General features: G+C 71.3%; 16 protein-coding genes. 9 read left to right on the top strand and 7 right to left on the bottom strand.

Going from position 1 to position 15,852, the window contains the following annotated elements; genetic code table 11:
* Nucleotides 1–51: 51 nt before the first annotated feature.
* Nucleotides 52–795 (bottom strand): VOC family protein, encoded by a 744-nt coding sequence (locus CCL05_RS19825; RefSeq protein WP_086561833.1) that lies wholly within the window; start codon nucleotides 793–795, stop codon nucleotides 52–54.
* Nucleotides 796–881: 86 nt separating this feature from the next.
* Between CCL05_RS19825 and CCL05_RS19820 the strand changes: the two genes are divergently transcribed.
* The 8 genes from CCL05_RS19820 (at nucleotide 882) to CCL05_RS19785 (ending at nucleotide 8,447) form a co-directional block, all read left to right on the top strand.
* The gene (locus tag CCL05_RS19820; RefSeq protein ID WP_086561832.1) at nucleotides 882–1,568 is read left to right on the top strand and encodes a VanZ family protein; all 687 of its coding nucleotides are present in this window, start codon (nucleotides 882–884) and stop codon (nucleotides 1,566–1,568) included.
* 9 nt (nucleotides 1,569–1,577) lie between these two features.
* On the top strand, nucleotides 1,578–2,273 hold the full coding sequence (locus CCL05_RS19815; RefSeq protein WP_086561831.1) for a response regulator transcription factor: 696 nt from the start codon (nucleotides 1,578–1,580) through the stop codon (nucleotides 2,271–2,273).
* Nucleotides 2,266–3,363, top strand: coding sequence for a sensor histidine kinase (locus CCL05_RS19810; RefSeq protein WP_086561830.1), 1,098 nt, complete (start codon nucleotides 2,266–2,268; stop codon nucleotides 3,361–3,363). The genes CCL05_RS19815 and CCL05_RS19810 overlap by 8 nt, the downstream gene beginning before the upstream one ends.
* A 45-nt stretch (nucleotides 3,364–3,408) precedes the next feature.
* Nucleotides 3,409–4,437: an N-acetyl-gamma-glutamyl-phosphate reductase gene (argC, locus tag CCL05_RS19805; RefSeq protein ID WP_086561829.1), complete on the top strand. Its 1,029-nt coding sequence runs from the start codon at nucleotides 3,409–3,411 to the stop codon at nucleotides 4,435–4,437.
* Complete coding sequence (gene argJ, locus CCL05_RS19800) at nucleotides 4,434–5,585, top strand: bifunctional glutamate N-acetyltransferase/amino-acid acetyltransferase ArgJ (RefSeq protein ID WP_086561828.1); 1,152 nt, start codon at nucleotides 4,434–4,436, stop codon at nucleotides 5,583–5,585. Before argC ends, argJ begins: the two co-directional genes overlap by 4 nt.
* Before the next feature lie 162 nt (nucleotides 5,586–5,747).
* On the top strand, nucleotides 5,748–6,698 hold the full coding sequence (gene argB / locus CCL05_RS19795) for an acetylglutamate kinase (RefSeq protein WP_086561827.1): 951 nt from the start codon (nucleotides 5,748–5,750) through the stop codon (nucleotides 6,696–6,698).
* Nucleotides 6,695–7,894 (top strand): acetylornithine transaminase, encoded by a 1,200-nt coding sequence (locus CCL05_RS19790; protein WP_086561826.1) that lies wholly within the window; start codon nucleotides 6,695–6,697, stop codon nucleotides 7,892–7,894. Before argB ends, CCL05_RS19790 begins: the two co-directional genes overlap by 4 nt.
* Before the next feature lie 7 nt (nucleotides 7,895–7,901).
* Nucleotides 7,902–8,447 carry an arginine repressor gene (locus CCL05_RS19785; protein ID WP_086561825.1) on the top strand — a complete coding sequence of 182 codons (546 nt, stop codon included), beginning with the start codon at nucleotides 7,902–7,904 and terminating at the stop codon, nucleotides 8,445–8,447.
* 185 nt (nucleotides 8,448–8,632) lie between these two features.
* Here CCL05_RS19785 and CCL05_RS19780 read toward each other — a convergent pair whose 3' ends face one another.
* From CCL05_RS19780 to CCL05_RS19755, 6 genes are all read right to left on the bottom strand, one after another.
* A complete protein-coding gene (locus CCL05_RS19780; protein WP_244204332.1) occupies nucleotides 8,633–9,436 on the bottom strand; it encodes an FAD:protein FMN transferase in 804 nt (267 codons plus the stop codon).
* Nucleotides 9,429–10,475 (bottom strand): FMN-binding protein, encoded by a 1,047-nt coding sequence (locus CCL05_RS19775; protein WP_086561824.1) that lies wholly within the window; start codon nucleotides 10,473–10,475, stop codon nucleotides 9,429–9,431. Before CCL05_RS19775 ends, CCL05_RS19780 begins: the two co-directional genes overlap by 8 nt.
* A 40-nt stretch (nucleotides 10,476–10,515) precedes the next feature.
* Nucleotides 10,516–11,898, bottom strand: coding sequence for a ferredoxin reductase family protein (locus CCL05_RS19770; RefSeq protein ID WP_167409587.1), 1,383 nt, complete (start codon nucleotides 11,896–11,898; stop codon nucleotides 10,516–10,518).
* A gap of 136 nt (nucleotides 11,899–12,034) precedes the next feature.
* A complete protein-coding gene (locus CCL05_RS19765; protein WP_086561823.1) occupies nucleotides 12,035–12,733 on the bottom strand; it encodes a L,D-transpeptidase family protein in 699 nt (232 codons plus the stop codon).
* Between the two features lie 3 nt (nucleotides 12,734–12,736).
* On the bottom strand, nucleotides 12,737–13,324 hold the full coding sequence (locus CCL05_RS19760; protein WP_086561822.1) for a pyridoxamine 5'-phosphate oxidase family protein: 588 nt from the start codon (nucleotides 13,322–13,324) through the stop codon (nucleotides 12,737–12,739).
* A gap of 115 nt (nucleotides 13,325–13,439) precedes the next feature.
* Nucleotides 13,440–14,396 carry a hypothetical protein gene (locus tag CCL05_RS19755; RefSeq protein ID WP_086561821.1) on the bottom strand — a complete coding sequence of 319 codons (957 nt, stop codon included), beginning with the start codon at nucleotides 14,394–14,396 and terminating at the stop codon, nucleotides 13,440–13,442.
* A gap of 216 nt (nucleotides 14,397–14,612) precedes the next feature.
* Here CCL05_RS19755 and CCL05_RS19750 point away from each other — a divergent pair, with 216 nt between their 5' ends.
* Nucleotides 14,613–15,809, top strand: a complete 1,197-nt coding sequence (locus tag CCL05_RS19750) for an argininosuccinate synthase (protein WP_086561820.1) — start codon at nucleotides 14,613–14,615, stop codon at nucleotides 15,807–15,809.
* The last annotated feature ends 43 nt before the right edge of the window (nucleotides 15,810–15,852 follow it).

Genomic DNA, 15,852 nt, shown 5'->3' with positions numbered 1-15,852 from the left:
CTCCTGGGGTGGGGGCCCACGCACGTGCCCGGGTGTCGTCGGGGATCCGCGTCAGGACGAGCCCAGGACGCAGAACTCATGGCCCTCCGGGTCGGACAGGCACGTCCACGGGACATCGCCCTGGCCGAGGTCGAGGTCCGTGGCGCCGAGGGTTTTCAGCCGGGCCACCTCCGCCGCCTTGTCGTCACCGGGGTACGGCAGCAGGTCGAGATGGACGCGGTCCGGCACGGTCTTCGCTTCGGACGAGCGGCGGAACTCGATATACGGGCCGACACCCCGGGCGGAGCGCAGCACCGCGTGTTCGCCGGTCACCTCGTGCACGGTCCAGTCCGTCGCCTCGCCCCAGAACCGGGCCATGGCCCGCGGATCGGCGCAGTCGACCACCACCCGGGCGATCGGCCCGGTGTCCCGGTAGCTCTCCCGGGGCTCCAGCACACAGAACTCGTTGCCCTCGGGGTCGGCGAGGACCGTCCACGGCACATCGCCCTGGCCCACGTCGGCGGGCGTCGCACCGAGAGCCTTCAGACGCGCGACCAACTCCGCCTGATGCGCCGCGGAGGCGGTGGCGAGATCGAGATGCACACGGTTCTTCGTCGCTGTCTTGGGCTCCGGGACGGTGACGACGTCGATGCACACGGCGACCGGGTCCGGCCAGACGAAGCCGTCGCCGGGTTCCACGTTGGTCACGCCGGGCCCCTCGCTGGAGACACTCCAGCCGAGCGCGTCCGCCCAGAAGCGGCCGACCGCCGCATCGTCAAGGGCCTTGATGTTCACCTGAACAGGTCGCAGTGCCATACCGGCGATCTTATTTCCGCATGTATCGCGGGCGTATCGAAAATCGCATACGCCGTCGCAACGGCCCTTCGCCTCCCATGGAGGCCATGACTCCCCACACATCCCTGTCGCCGCCGCCCCGCCGCACGCGCGGGTTCGTGCTCCTCGGCCTGGCCGTTCTCGCCCTGGCGGGCGCCGTGTTCGTATTACGGCGGCCGCTCATGATGTCCGCTCCGGTGTGCATGGCCGGGCGGTGGCACGGCTGTTTCGACACGTTCAACGGCGTGGTGCTCATGACCCTGGTCGCGCTGCCGCTCGCCGCGCTGGTGGTGTGGGCCCTGGCGCGCCGTCGGCGTGCCGCCGGCGTCTCGGGGGCCTGGCGGATGTCGCTGGCCGAGGTGGGCATGGTCCACGGGACCGTGCCGTTCCTGTGGCTGACGATGATGCCGGGCGCCGGTGCCGGCGTCGTCCCCGGCCGGCTGAGCCTGGTACCGCTGCGGGACCTGGTCACGATGGGGCCGCTCGGGATCGCCGGGAACCTGCTGGTCTTCGCGTCGCTGGGCTTCTTCGCCCCGATGCGGTTCGCGGCGTCGGCGTCCCTGCCGCGGATCCTGGCGCTCGCGGCGGGCTGCTCGGTCCTGGTCGAAACCGCGCAGTACGTGCTGCGGCTGGACCGGGTGTCCTCCGTGGACGACGTCCTGATCAACACCACCGGCGCCGTGCTGGCCGCGCTGGCGTCGCGCCGCTGGTGGCAGACGTCCTCGCATACGTCCGCGATATGCCGTGCTGCCTAGGCTTCGGGCATGCGCGTACTGATCGTGGAGGACGAGCCCTACCTGGCCGAAGCCGTCCGTGACGGTCTGCGGCTGGAGGCGATCGCCGCCGACATCGCCGGTGACGGCGACACCGCCCTGGAACTGCTCAGCGTCCACTCCTACGACCTCGCGGTCCTCGACCGCGACATCCCGGGCCCCTCCGGCGACGAGGTCGCCCGGCGCATCGTCGCCTCCGGCAGCGGCATGCCGATCCTCATGCTCACCGCCGCCGACCGGATCGACGACAAGGCCTCCGGGTTCGAGCTCGGCGCCGACGACTACCTCACCAAACCGTTCGAGCTGCGGGAGCTCGTCCTGCGGCTGCGGGCGCTCGACCGCAGACGCGCCCACGCCCGGCCCCCGGTCCGCGAGATCGCGGGCCTGCGGCTGGACCCCTTCCGCCGGGAGGTCTTCCGCGACGGACGCTACGTCCCGCTCACCCGCAAGCAGTTCGCGGTGCTGGAGGTCCTCGTCGCCGCCGAGGGCGGGGTCGTCAGCGCCGAGGAACTGCTGGAACGGGCCTGGGACGAGAACGCCGACCCCCTCACCAACGCCGTGCGCATCACCGTCTCCGCACTGCGCAAACGGCTCGGCGAACCCTGGGTCATCGCCACGGTGCCCGGCGTCGGCTACCGGATCGACACCGGCGGGGACACCGCCGACCCAGGCAGGACGCATGCGTAGACGCGCCGGACTCAGCGCCCGGCTGAAACTCACCCTCAGCTACGCCGGATTCCTCGCCGTCGCCGGCGCTCTCCTGCTGGCCGTGGTGTGGATGTACATCCTGCGCTACGTACCCGACAACTCCCAGGGCCTGCTCTGGACCTCGCCCAACCGCTACCTCCTGGTGCACACCTTCGCCCCCGCCGCGGCCGTGGCGATGCTCTTCCTGCTCGTGTTCGGCCTCGTCGGGGGATGGATCCTCGCCGGCCGGATGCTCGCACCGCTCGCACAGATCACGGCCGCGGCACGGAGGGCCGGGAAGGGATCGCTGTCCCACCGCATCCGCATGGCGGGCCGCCAGGACGAATTCCGTGAACTCGCCGACACCTTCGACACCATGCTCGAACAACTCGAGTCGCACGTCGCCGAGCAACAGAGGTTCGCCGCGAACGCCTCCCACGAACTGCGCACCCCGCTGGCCGTCTCGCAGACGCTGCTCGACGTCGCCCGCAAGGACCCCACGCGGGACCGGGGCGAACTCATCGAACGCCTGCACGCGGTCAACGCGCGCGCGATCGGCCTCACCGAGGCCCTTCTGCTGCTCAGCCGCAGCGACCGCGGGACCTTCACCCGGGAGAGCGTCGACCTCTCCCTCATCGCCGAAGAGGCCGCCGAAACCCTGCTCCCCCTCGCCGAACAGCGCGGGATCACGCTCGACGTCACCGGCGGGGCGGCCCGGGCGAGCGGCTCCGCGGAACTCCTGCTGCGGATGGTGACGAACCTCGTCCAGAACGCCGTCGTCCACAACCTCCCCGCCGGCGGCACCGTGACGGTCCACACCGAGGCGCACGGCGGCACGAGCGTGCTGCGGGTCGAGAACACGGGCCGCAGACTCCCGCCGGACCTGGTACCGACCCTCACGGAACCCTTCCAGCGCGGAACGGAACGCGCCCGGACCGACGAGCACGCCGGCGTCGGCCTCGGCCTGGCCATAGTGGACAGTGTCGTCCGCGCCCACGACGGCACCCTCGGCCTCGTCCCCCGCCCCGCCGGCGGCCTCCTGGTCACCGTCCGGCTTCCCGGCACACCGCAGGCCCGCGCGATTGCATAAAACTGCAGAGAAACGTATAGTCATGCCCTCTAAGGAGGAGGTTCCATGGCGGTACGTGCGGCAGTGGCCGGAGCGAGTGGATACGCGGGCGGGGAACTGCTGCGTCTGCTCCTGGCGCACCCCGAGGTCGAGATCGGCGCCCTGACCGGCAACTCCAACGCGGGGCAGAAGCTCGGTGCGCTCCAGCCGCACCTGCTGCCCCTGGCCGGCCGAGTGCTCCAGGAGACCACGCCGGAGGTGCTCGACGGCCACGACGTCGTGTTTCTCGCGCTGCCCCACGGGCAGTCCGCCGCCGTCGCCGAGCGGCTCGGGCCGGACGTGCTGGTGATCGACATGGGCGCCGACTTCCGGCTCACGGACGCCGCCGCCTGGGAGCGGTTCTACGGCTCGCCGCACGCCGGAACCTGGCCCTACGGCCTTCCCGAACTGCCGGGTGCCCGCGCCGCGCTGGAGGGGTCCAAGCGCGTCGCGGTGCCCGGCTGCTACCCCACGGCCGTCTCGCTGGCGCTCTTCCCGGCGTACGCCGCCGGGCTCGCCGAGGCCGAGGCCGTGATCGTCGCCGCGTCCGGCACCTCCGGCGCGGGCAAGGCACCCAAGCCGCACCTGCTGGGCAGCGAGGTCATGGGCTCGATGTCCCCGTACGGCGTCGGCGGCGGCCACCGGCACACCCCCGAGATCACCCAGAACCTCAGCGCGGCCGCCGGCGAGCCCGTCTCCGTCTCCTTCACACCGACCCTCGCGCCGATGCCCCGCGGCATCCTCGCCACGTGCAGCGCGAAGGCGAAGGACGGGGTCACCGCCGAGTCCCTGCGCGCCGCCTACGAGAAGGCCTTCGCCGACGAGCCCTTCGTGCACCTGCTGCCCGAGGGCCAGTGGCCCGCCACGGCGTCCGTCTACGGTTCGAACGCCGTTCAGGTGCAGGTTGCGCACGACGCGGCCGCCGGACGGATCATCGTGATCAGCGCCATCGACAACCTCACCAAGGGCACCGCGGGCGGTGCCGTCCAGAGCATGAACATCGCCTTGGGACTCGACGAGACCACCGGACTGACGACGATCGGAGTTGCGCCGTGAGTGTGACGGCAGCGAAGGGATTCACGGCGGCGGGCATCGCCGCCGGGATCAAGGAGAACGGCAACCCCGACCTGGCCCTCGTGGTCAACACCGGGCCCCGCCGCGCCGCCGCCGGCGTCTTCACCTCCAACCGCGTGAAGGCCGCCCCGGTGCTGTGGTCCGAGCAGGTCCTCAAGAGCGGCCAGGTGTCCGCCGTCGTCCTCAACTCCGGCGGCGCCAACGCCTGCACGGGCCCCAAGGGCTTCCAGGACGCGCACGCCACGGCCGAGAAGGTCGCCGAGGTCCTGGGGCGGGGCGCCATCGAGGTCGCCGTCTGCTCGACCGGCCTGATCGGCATCCTCCTGCCGATGGACAAGCTGCTGCCGGGCGTCGAGACGGCCGCCGCCCAGCTCTCCGAGCACGGCGGTGAGAAGGCCGCCATCGCCATCAAGACCACCGACACGGTCCACAAGACGTCCGTCGTCACCAAGGACGGCTGGACCGTCGGCGGCATGGCCAAGGGCGCGGGCATGCTCGCCCCCGGCCTCGCCACCATGCTCGTCGTCCTCACCACCGACGCCGACGTGGACGACGACGTACTCGACAAGGCCCTGCGGGCGGCCACCCGCACGACCTTCGACCGGGTCGACTCCGACGGCTGCATGTCCACCAACGACACCGTGCTGCTGCTGGCCTCCGGCTCGGCCGGAGTCACCCCGGAGTACGCGGAGTTCGCCGAGGCCGTACGGCAGGTCTGCGACGACCTCGGTCAGCAGCTCATCCGGGACGCGGAGGGCGCCAGCAAGGACATCAAGGTCGAGGTGATCAACGCCGCGACCGAGGACGACGCCGTCGAGGTGGGCCGCTCCATCGCCCGCAACAACCTCCTCAAGTGCGCGATCCACGGCGAGGACCCCAACTGGGGCCGCGTCCTGTCCGCCATCGGCACGACGAAGGCCGCCTTCGAGCCCGACCGGCTCAACGTCGCCATCAACGGGGTCTGGGTGTGCAAGAACGGCGGTGTCGGCGAGGACCGCGACAGGGTCGACATGCGCTACCGCGAGGTCCGCATCACAGCGGACCTCGCGGCAGGCAGTGAGTCTGCGGTGATCTGGACCAACGACCTGACGGCCGACTATGTCCACGAGAACAGCGCGTACTCGTCTTGACGTGCCCGCTTGGTTGTCGCGGGTCCTCGTCGTCGCCGACGAGGGTTCCTGTTTCACCGGCGACAGCTCGCCCCGGACAAGTCCGCGATGAGTCTCACGTCGCCTCCGCAGGCCAGCACCGCCCGCCCGGCGGCTGATCCGAGATCTTTCCGAAAGTCGGCTATGACGGTCAATCACTCAGACGAGCGACATTCCACGACCCGTAAACACACGGCATTGCCCAAGGCCCAGATCCTCATCGAGGCGCTGCCCTGGCTGGTCCGGCACAACGGCAAGACCGTCGTCATCAAGTTCGGCGGCAACGCCATGATCGACGAGGACCTGAAGGCCGCCTTCGCCCAGGATGTCGTCTTCCTGCACCACGCCGGCCTCAAGCCCGTCGTCGTGCACGGCGGCGGCCCGCAGATCAGCGCCGCCCTCGACCAGCACGGCATCGTCAGCGAGTTCAAGGCGGGCCTCAGGGTGACCACCGAGGAAGCCATGGACGTCGTCCGGATGGTGCTGGCCGGCCAGGTGCAGCGCGAGCTCGTCGGGCTGCTCAACCAGCACGGCCCGCTCGCCGTCGGCCTGACGGGCGAGGACGCGCACACCATCACCGCCACCAAGCACCAGCCCGAGATCGACGGCGAACTGGTCGACATCGGGCGGGTCGGCGAGATCACCGCGATCGACACGGGCGCGATCGAGGCCCTGCTCGCCGACGGCCGCATCCCGGTCGTCTCCTCGATCGCCCGCTCCCAGGACGACGGACATGTCTACAACGTCAATGCTGATACGGCGGCTGCGGCACTCGCTGCTGCCCTGGGCGCCGAAACCCTCATGGTCCTCACCGACGTCGAGGGACTCTACGAGGACTGGCCGAACAGCGACGAGGTGATCAGCCGCCTCACCGCCGCCGAGCTGGAGCGGCTGCTGCCGGACCTCTCCTCCGGCATGGTGCCGAAGATGGAGGGCTGCCTGCACGCCGTGCGCAACGGTGTCACCACCGCCCGGGTCATCGACGGCCGGGTCCAGCACTCGATCCTGCTGGAGATCTTCACCGACGAGGGAGTCGGCACGATGGTCGTGCCCGACGAGAAGCCCGAAGGACCGGGCGGACAGGGGGAGTCGTGAGCAACCAGGAACTGACCGCGCGGTGGCAGAACGCGCTCATGAACAACTACGGCACCCCGAGGCTCCCGCTCGTGCGCGGCGAGGGCACCAAGCTGTGGGACGCCGACGGCAAGCAGTACCTGGACTTCGTCGGCGGCATCGCGGTCAACGCGCTCGGCCACGCCCACCCGGCGATCGTCGAGGCCGTGAGCCGGCAGATCGCCTCCCTCGGCCACGTCTCCAACCTGTTCGTCGCCGAGCCGCCGGTCGCGCTCGCCGAACGGCTGATCCAGCTCTTCGGCCGCGACGGCAAGGTCTACTTCTGCAACTCCGGTGCCGAGGCCAACGAGGGCGCCTTCAAGATCGGCCGGCTCACCGGGCGGACCCACATGGTCGCGACCGACGGCGGCTTCCACGGCCGCACCATGGGCGCCCTCGCGCTCACCGGCCAGCCCGGCAAACGGGAACCCTTCCTGCCGCTGCCCGGCGACGTCACACACGTCCCCTACGGCGACGCCCAGGCGCTGGCCGCCGCGGTGACCGAGGAGACGGCCCTCGTCGTCATCGAGCCGGTCCAGGGCGAGAACGGGGCCGTGGTCCCGCCCGCCGGCTACCTCAAGGCCGCCCGGGCCATCACCGCCGCCACCGGCGCGCTGCTCGTCCTCGACGAGGTGCAGACGGGCATCGGCCGGACCGGGCACTGGTTCGAGTACCAGGCCCACGAGGGCGTGCTGCCCGACGTCGTCACCCTCGCCAAGGGCCTCGGCGGCGGACTGCCGCTCGGCGCGACCGTCGCCTTCGGGCGCGCCGCCGACCTGCTCCAGCCCGGCCACCACGGCACGACCTTCGGCGGCAACCCCGTCGCCTGCGCCGCCGGGCTCGCCGTCCTCGACACCATCGAGAACGAGGGGCTGCTGCAGAACGTCAAGCGGCAGAGCGAGAAGCTGCGGAACGGGATCGAGGGACTCGGTCACGAGTTGATCGACTTCGTCCGGGGCGCGGGGCTCCTCCTGGGTATCGTGCTCACCGAGCCGCTCGCGCCCCAGGTGCAGCAGGCGGCTCAGGACGCCGGCCTCCTGGTGAACGCGCCCGCCCCCGACGTCGTACGGCTCATGCCGCCGCTGAACATCGGCGACGACGAGGTGGACGCCTTCCTCCGGGCGCTGCCCGGCGTCCTCGACGCAAGTGCCGACGGGGACGGACGATCCGGGGAATGAGACGACGATGAGCCAGGCGCAGGACCACGAGCAGCCGGGGGCGAACGGGCCCGCCGTGCCGCAGACGCGCACCGCACGCCACCGCCGGATCGTGGACATCCTCAACCGGCAGCCCGTGCGGTCGCAGAGCCAACTGGCGAAGCTGCTCGCCGACGACGGGCTGAGCGTCACGCAGGCGACGCTCTCCCGGGACCTGGACGAGCTGAACGCGGTGAAGATCCGCAACGCCGACGGCGACCTGATCTACGCGGTGCCGAGCGAGGGCGGGTTCCGCACGCCGCGCGCTCCGCTGGGCGGGTCGGCGAAGGAGGAGCGGATGCGGCGGCTCTCGCAGGAGCTGCTGATCTCCGCGGAGGCTTCGGCGAACCTCGTGGTCCTGCGTACCCCTCCGGGGGCTGCGCAGTTCTTGGCCTCTGCCATTGATCAGGCCGAGCTGCACGACATTCTGGGGACGATCGCCGGGGACGACACGTTGCTGTTGATCAGCCGGAACCCTGACGGGGGGCAGGCGTTGGCCGACCATTTGCTGCGGTTGGCGCAGAACGGGCACTGAGCACGCCGTGGGGGGTGCCGGTGGTGGTCATGGTGCGGGTGAGCTGTGGCTGGTCGCGCAGTTCCCCGCGCCCCCAAAAAGGTCCGCTTAGCTGCGGGCAGTCGTGCCGCTGGGGCGGCACCCGTCCCAAAGAAAGCGGCACCCCGCAGCGCCGGGCTGCGCAACGCCCCGCCCTCAGCCCCCGCTCACCCCAGCCGCGCCGCCAAACCCCCGGTACAGCGCACCTCATCACCGGCAGTGATAAGCAGCGCCTCAACCCCCGGCAGCGACTCCAGCCACGCCAGCCCCTCCCGCGAGCCCATCGCGAACGCCGCCGTGGCCCAGCAGTCCGCCCACGTCAGCCGAGGCCCCACCACGGTCACGGCGACCAGGTCGGTCACGGCCGAACGCCCGGTCCGCGGGTCGACGATGTGCGCCCCCCGCTCCGCGGTCCCGGACGTGGCCACGGCCAGTTCGTCCACCCCCGCCGCGGAGATCACCGCCGCGAGACCCCCCGGCCGCAGGGGATCCGACACCCCGACCCGCCACGGCCGCTGCGCCCCCGGAACGCCGAGCAGCTGCACATCACCGCCGCCGTTGACGCTCACCCCGCTCACCCCGGGCACCGCGGCCAGCCGCCGCGCCGCCCGCTCGACCGCCCAGCCCTTCACGATGCCGGTCGGATCGAGCCGGCCCCCGTACGACGTGCTGAACCAGCCGTTGCTCAGCCGCTCCGCCTCGGCCGCCAGCTCCAGGACCTCGGCGACCTCGGGATCGCACTCCTCGACCGTCAGCTCACCGCGTTGCAGCAGGGCGATCTGGCTGTCCTCGCGATAGGTGCTGAACACCTCGTCGACCCGGTGCAGTCCGGCGACGGCCTCGTCCACCGCCGCGCGCACGGCGCCGGGATCCCCGCCGCGGACGTCGAAGGAGAAGACGGTCCCCATCGTCTCCTCCGCGTGACGTACCGCGGCGGGAGCCTGTGCGGAGTCGGCCACCGTGTCAGCCACCGGCCTGGTCCAGCGCCGACTGGAGGGACTGCTTGTAGCCGGCGCTGGTGTAGGTGGCACCCGAGACCGCGTCGATGTCCGCGCTGCCCGCCGCGACGGCCGCCTGGTTGAGGCGGGGGACGGAGGCGGAGGTGACCTGGTCGCTGCGGCCGCCCTTGGGGGCCTGGACGGCTTCGGCCTTGGTGACTTTCCCGCCGGCGACGGTGATCCGGACCTGCACCGGCCCGTACTGCGTCTGCGCGACGCTGCCGGTGACGGTCTTGGCCTGGGCGCTGCCCGAGCCCTGCGCGGCGCCGGCCGAGGCCTTGGCCTTGTCCAGGGCGGACTGGAGGGACTTCTTGTAGCCGGCGCTGGTGTAGGTGGCGCCCGAGACCGCGTCGATGTCCGCGCTGCCCGCCGCGACGGCCGCCTGGTTGAGGCGGGGGACGGAGGCGGAGGTGACCTGGTCGCTGCGGCCGCCCTTGGGGGCCTGGACCACCTCGGCCTTAGTGATCTTGCCGCCGGCGACGGTGATGCGGACCTGAACCGGCCCGTACTGCGTCTGCGCCACGTCGCCGGTCAGGGTCTGGGCGCTGCCCGAGCCCTGCGCGGCGCCGGCCGAGGCCTTGGCCTTGTCCAGGGCGGACTGGAGGGACTGCTTGTAGCCGGCGCTGGTGTACGTCGCCCCGGACACGGCGTCGATGTCCGCGCTCTGGGCGGCGACCACCGCCTGGTTGAGGCGCGGCACGGAGCCGGCGGTGATCTGGTCGCTGCGGCCGCCCTTGGGGGCCTGGACCGCCTCGGCCTGAGTGATCTTGCCGTTGCTCATGGTCAGGCGGACCTGGACCGCGCCGTACTGCGTCTGCGCCGCGTCACCGGTGACCGCGCCGTTCACGCCGCCCTGCGGGGCCTGCCCGGCGGCCGCGGGCGGGAGCTGACCGCCCGCGGCCTGGGCGGACCCCGGGTCGGAGGCCGGCTTCAGTGACAGCAGCAGCACGATCCCGGAGACGGTGGCTGCGCCGGCGAGCACGGCACGCCGGACGGGGTGAGACTTCCTCATCGTTTCTCAAGCTCCTGAAGGGCCGTTGATGTCCCGTCGCTCACATCTCGAACGACTCGTGATGGATACGGCGGGCGGGGACTCCCGCACCGCGCAGTGCCTCGTACACCGACTGCGCGAAGCCGGGCGGCCCGCACATGAAGACGTCGTGGTCGCGGACGTCCGGGATCTTCCGCTGGAGGGACTCCGCGGAGATGTCCGGGCGTTCACCGTCGGGGCTGTTGACCGCGTACATCAGCCGGGCACCGCGCTCGTCGGCGATCTTGGCGAGCTCGCCCCACAGCGCCAGGTCCTGGGTGCTGTTGGCCCGGTAGAGCAGCGTGATGTCCCCGGACGCGCCCGGCAGGGTCTCGAACAGGGCCCGCATCGGGGTGATGCCGACGCCGCCCGCGACCAGCAGCACCTTGCCGCGGCTGCGGCGCTGCGCGGTCATCGCGCCGTACGGACCCTCCGCCCACACCTTGGTGCCGGGCTCGAGCTCGCGCAGCCGGGAGGTGTGGTCACCGATCGCCTTGACGGTGATCCGCAGCATGTCCGGGCGGGGCGCGGCCGACAGCGAGTACGGGTGCGAACTGAAGCGCATTCCGGGCGCCTTGAACCGCCAGCGGAAGAACTGGCCCGCCTCCGCGCCCATCCGGTGCAGCTTGCGCCCGCCGATCAGCACGGACACGATGCCCGGGGTCTCCTCGATGACCGCCTCGACCCGCATCCGGTGCCGCAGGTTCAGCCGGATCGGCGTGAGGATCCGGTACCAGAGGACGAGCGCGGTCACCACGCCGTACAGCCCGTACCAGAAGGTCTTCGCGGTGGGCTCGACGGCGAACTCGTTGCCGGTCGCGATCTGGTGCCAGAACGTCATGTACACCGACGCGTAGGTGAGCAGGTGCACGTGGTACCAGGTGTCGTACCCGATCAGACGGCGGACGCCGCCGATCGAGAGGATCCCGATGACGAACAGCAGACCCGTGCCGATGGCGGCCTTGCCCATGTCCGGCAGCTGGTTGATCGAGTCGATCGTCTGCTGGACGATGTCGCCGAGTCCCTTGCCCGCCTGAAGGGCGTAGCCCCACATGGTGAGGAAGACGTGCGCGAGGACCAGACAGAGCGTGTAGCGGCCGGTCATGGCGTGCCAGCGGGCGACCCGGTCGGTGCCCACCCGCCGCTCCAGCGCGGGCACCCGGGCCATCTGGAGCACCACCAACGCCATGAGGTAGCCGGCGAGCAGGCCGGTGATCCGGCCCGCGGCCAGGATCTTGCTCGTGGTGTCCGCGAGGGACGGTGTGTTGTCCCACCACAGCCACAGCACGGCCGCCGCACCCGCCCACAGGGCGATCAGCAGCGGTACGGCCGGGGAGCGGCGCGGGCGGATGCGGCGCATCGTCTGGCGACGGGCGGCACGGCCGCCTGCGAGCGTGGTGGTCACGGTTCCTCCGTGGGGACTTGACCCTTGGCCCACAGATACGTGCCGGGACACGGGAGTGTTCAGCCGCGTACCGAGTCGTGGGCGCACGAGGGTGACCAGCGGTAACCCGGACGCGCGCCGGAGCGGCCTCCCGGCTCTAGTAGCGCGTGACGGCGGTGGTCCCGCTCGCCGTCCCGACGGCGATGTGGGGGCGCTTCGCCGGGTCGGCCCAGGTGAGGATCGCGCGCATCGCGCGCTTCGGCACGGACACGCAACCGGCCGTCGCCCCACGCCCGTTGACATGGAGGAAGATGCCCGCGCCGCGTCTCCGCACCGGACGCTCGTAGTTGAAGCCGATGACGAGCGCGTGCGCGTACCGCTCGCCGTAGGTGATCAGATGCTCGGACTCGGCGGCCCGGCAGTCGGCCGGGCGGGGCTCGGTCCAGCGGTTGTAGGAGCGGGAGCCGTTGTCCTGGCACCACCAGGAGTCCCGGTGCACCCGGCGGTACCTGTACGCCGTCCCGCGCGGCGCCGCCTTGATGCCGAAGGCGTACGGCAGGCCGTACAGACCCGTGGGTGTCGTGTTCGTGCCCTGCGCGCGGGATACGCCCTCCACCAGGCCGTTCGCTCCGAAACGCGCCGGCGCCGAACCCGCCCGCAGCCACCGCCCGTCCTTGCGGTCCCACCAGGTGACCGTGCCCCTCGTCGAGGCCGCCCCCGGGGCCACCGCGGTGATCAGCTGGGTGCCGCCGCCGGTGTCCGTCATCCGGGCCGGCAGCGGGGGCGAGGGGGCGGGCGGCCCCGCGCCGAGCACGACGAGGGAGGAGACGGCTAGGGCGACGGCACCGGGGCGCATGCCTCAGACGGTAGAGGGGGGAAGCGGCAACGGCAGCCCGGGTAGTCCGTCCAGGCTGGTCGCGATGTGTTCCTTCTTGGTGAAGTACTCGCTGAGCGAGGCGTCGTCCTCCCGGGCGAAACGCTTGCCGTGCAGGTCGCGCTCCGCCTCGTACGCCATGAAGGGCACGGCGTAGCCGCAGGTGTCGCGGACGAGTTCGGCCGTGACGACGATGATCGCGCGCAGCCCGTGCTGGGCCGGGTCGATGTCCGGGAAGTGACCGAGCAGCTCCCCGAAACGAGGGTCGTCCCGGAAGACCGGCTCCCCGCGGCCGTGCACCCGGACGATGTTCGGCGGGCCCTGGAAGGCGCACCACATCAGGGTGATCCGCCCGTTCTCCCGCAGATGGGCGATGGTCTCGGCGTTGGAGCCGGCGAAGTCGAGGTAGGCGACGGTGTGGTCGTCGAGCACCGCGAAGGAGCCCTTGAGGCCCTTGGGGGAGAGGTTGACCGTGCCGTCGGCGGACAGGGGAGCGGTGGCGGTGAAGAAGACCGGCTGCGCCTCGATGAACGAGCGGAGCCGGCCTTCTATGCGCTCATGAGTTTTTCCCATGCCGCCGATTATGGCGCGCAAGTCTTTCGACTGTCTAAAGAATGGCGTGTCCAAGGAGTTGCCGGACCCGTGGCCGCCCCGGCCGGCGCGCGGGGCGGCCACAGCGCCTGTCACCTCACTTGGTGAGCGTGCAGGCGGCCAGGGAGTCCAGACCGGCCGGCTTCTCGGCCGTGCGGCCGATGGCCGTGGCGATGCGGTTGACGGTCGAGATCCGCTTGTCCTCCAGCGGGCCCAGGATGGCGTTCTGGACGAAGTTCGGTCCGCCCTGGCCGACGGTGTCGACCAGACGCTTGTTGGCCTCGGCGACCTGCGTGTCCAGCAGCGCCAGGTTGCGGTCGACCTCGGCCTGGGCGGAGGCCGGGATCGCCGGGAGCTGGGAAGCGACGTCCGGGCAGCTGATCGTGCCGGCCCCGGCGTTGCCCGCCTCGCCCGCACCCGCGTCCTCTCCGGCGCCCGCACCGGCTTCGGCACCCGCGCCCGCCTCGGCACCGGCTTCGGCACCGGCCTCGGCACCCGCGCCCGCTTCGGCACCGGCCTCGGCACCCGCACCGGCTTCAGCGCCCGCGCCGGCCTCCTCGCCGGCGCCCGCCTCGCCGCCCGCCGCCTCGCCCGCTCCGGCGCCGCCGTCGGCGTTGAGCTGGCAGGCGGCGAAGGCCTCCAGCCCCTCCGGCTTCTCGGCGGCACGCCCGATCGCGGTCTCGATGCGGTTCAGGGCGGCGACGCGCTTGTCCTCCAGCGGGCCGAGGATGGCGTTCTGGACGAAGTTGGGTCCGCCCTGGCCGACGGTGTCGACGAGGCGCTTGTTGGCCTCCTCGATCTGGGTGGCCAGATCGCCGAGATTGCGGTCGACCTCCGCCTGCGCCGAGGCGGGGATGTCCGGCAGCTGGCCGGTGACGTCCGGGCACGTGATCGTGCCGGGACCCGCCAGCGTCCGGGCGTTCGTCCCGCCGCTGTCGGGCGTCTCCCCGGCGAGCGCGAAGCCGGCGATCACCGTGCCGGACAGTGCCACCGCGGCGGCGCCGCCGATGAAGCCGACGCGACGCTTGTTGTACTTCGGAAGAGCCCTGGACATGCGGATGCCTCACTAGGGGTCGGGGGATCGTCGGTGTCAAAACGCGGCGCCTGCGTTCGGCGAGAGGTACGGGTAAGCGGTTTCGCGCGTTCAAAAGATCTTCAAAGTCATCTAGGCATGGCCGGAATCAGCCCTCGACCCGAGACCGATTGACGAATCATGCAGAGCTCTGCATAATCATGCAGGTCAGTGTTTGCGCTATGAGGGGAAGAACCCGTGACCGAGCGCGTCGTACTCGCCTACTCCGGCGGTCTTGACACCTCCGTCGCCATCGGCTGGATCGCCGAGGAGACGGGCGCCGAGGTCATCGCGGTCGCGGTGGACGTCGGCCAGGGCGGCGAGGACCTGGACGTCATCCGCAAGCGCGCCCTCGCGTGCGGCGCGGTGGAGGCCGAAGTGGCCGACGCCAGGGACGAGTTCGCCGAGGAGTACTGCCTCCCGGCGATCAAGGCCAACGCCCTCTACATGGACCGCTACCCGCTGGTCTCCGCCCTGTCCCGGCCGGCGATCGTCCAGCACCTCGTCGCCGCCGCCCACAAGCACGGCGCCACGACCGTCGCCCACGGCTGCACCGGCAAGGGAAACGACCAGGTCCGCTTCGAAGCCGGCATCGCCGCCCTCGCCCCCGACCTGAAGTGCATCGCCCCGGTCCGCGACTACGCCATGACCCGCGACAAGGCCATCGCCTTCTGCGAGGACAAGGGCCTGCCGATCGCGACCACCAAGAAGTCGCCGTACTCCATCGACCAGAACGTCTTCGGCCGCGCCATCGAGACCGGCTTCCTGGAGGACATCTGGAACGCGCCGATCGAGGACATCTACGAGTACACCCGGAACCCGGCCGCCGCCCGCGAGCCCGACGAGGTGATCATCTCCTTCGAGGAGGGCACCCCGGTCGCCATCGACGGCAGGCCCGTCACGGTCCTCCAGGCCGTCCAGCAGCTCAACGAGCGCGCCGGGGCCCAGGGCATCGGCCGGATCGACATGGTCGAGGACCGGCTCGTCGGCATCAAGTCGCGCGAGGTCTACGAGGCTCCGGGCGCGATCGCCCTGATCACCGCCCACCAGGAGCTGGAGAACGTCACCGTCGAGCGCGAACTCGCCCGCTACAAGCGGGGCGTCGAGCAGCGCTGGAGCGAGCTGGTCTACGACGGCCTGTGGTTCTCCCCGCTCAAGCGCGCCCTGGACGGCTTCGTCAACGAGGCGAACCAGCACGTCACCGGCGACATCCGGATGACCCTCCACGGCGGCCGCGCGGTCGTCACCGGCCGGCGCTCCGAGCAGTCGCTGTACGACTTCGACCTCGCCACGTACGACACGGGCGACACGTTCGACCAGTCCGCCGCCAAGGGCTTCATCGACATCTACAGCCTGTCGTCGAAGATCGCGGCACAGCGTCAGCCGCGGGCGTAGCACGACGGGAACCCGGCGTGGGCATATAAAGGTCCGCGTCACA

The sequence above is a fragment of the Streptomyces africanus genome, assembly GCF_002150735.1.
GTDB lineage: Bacteria > Actinomycetota > Actinomycetes > Streptomycetales > Streptomycetaceae > Streptomyces > Streptomyces africanus.
This window is presented reverse-complemented; position numbering and strand designations above follow the sequence as displayed.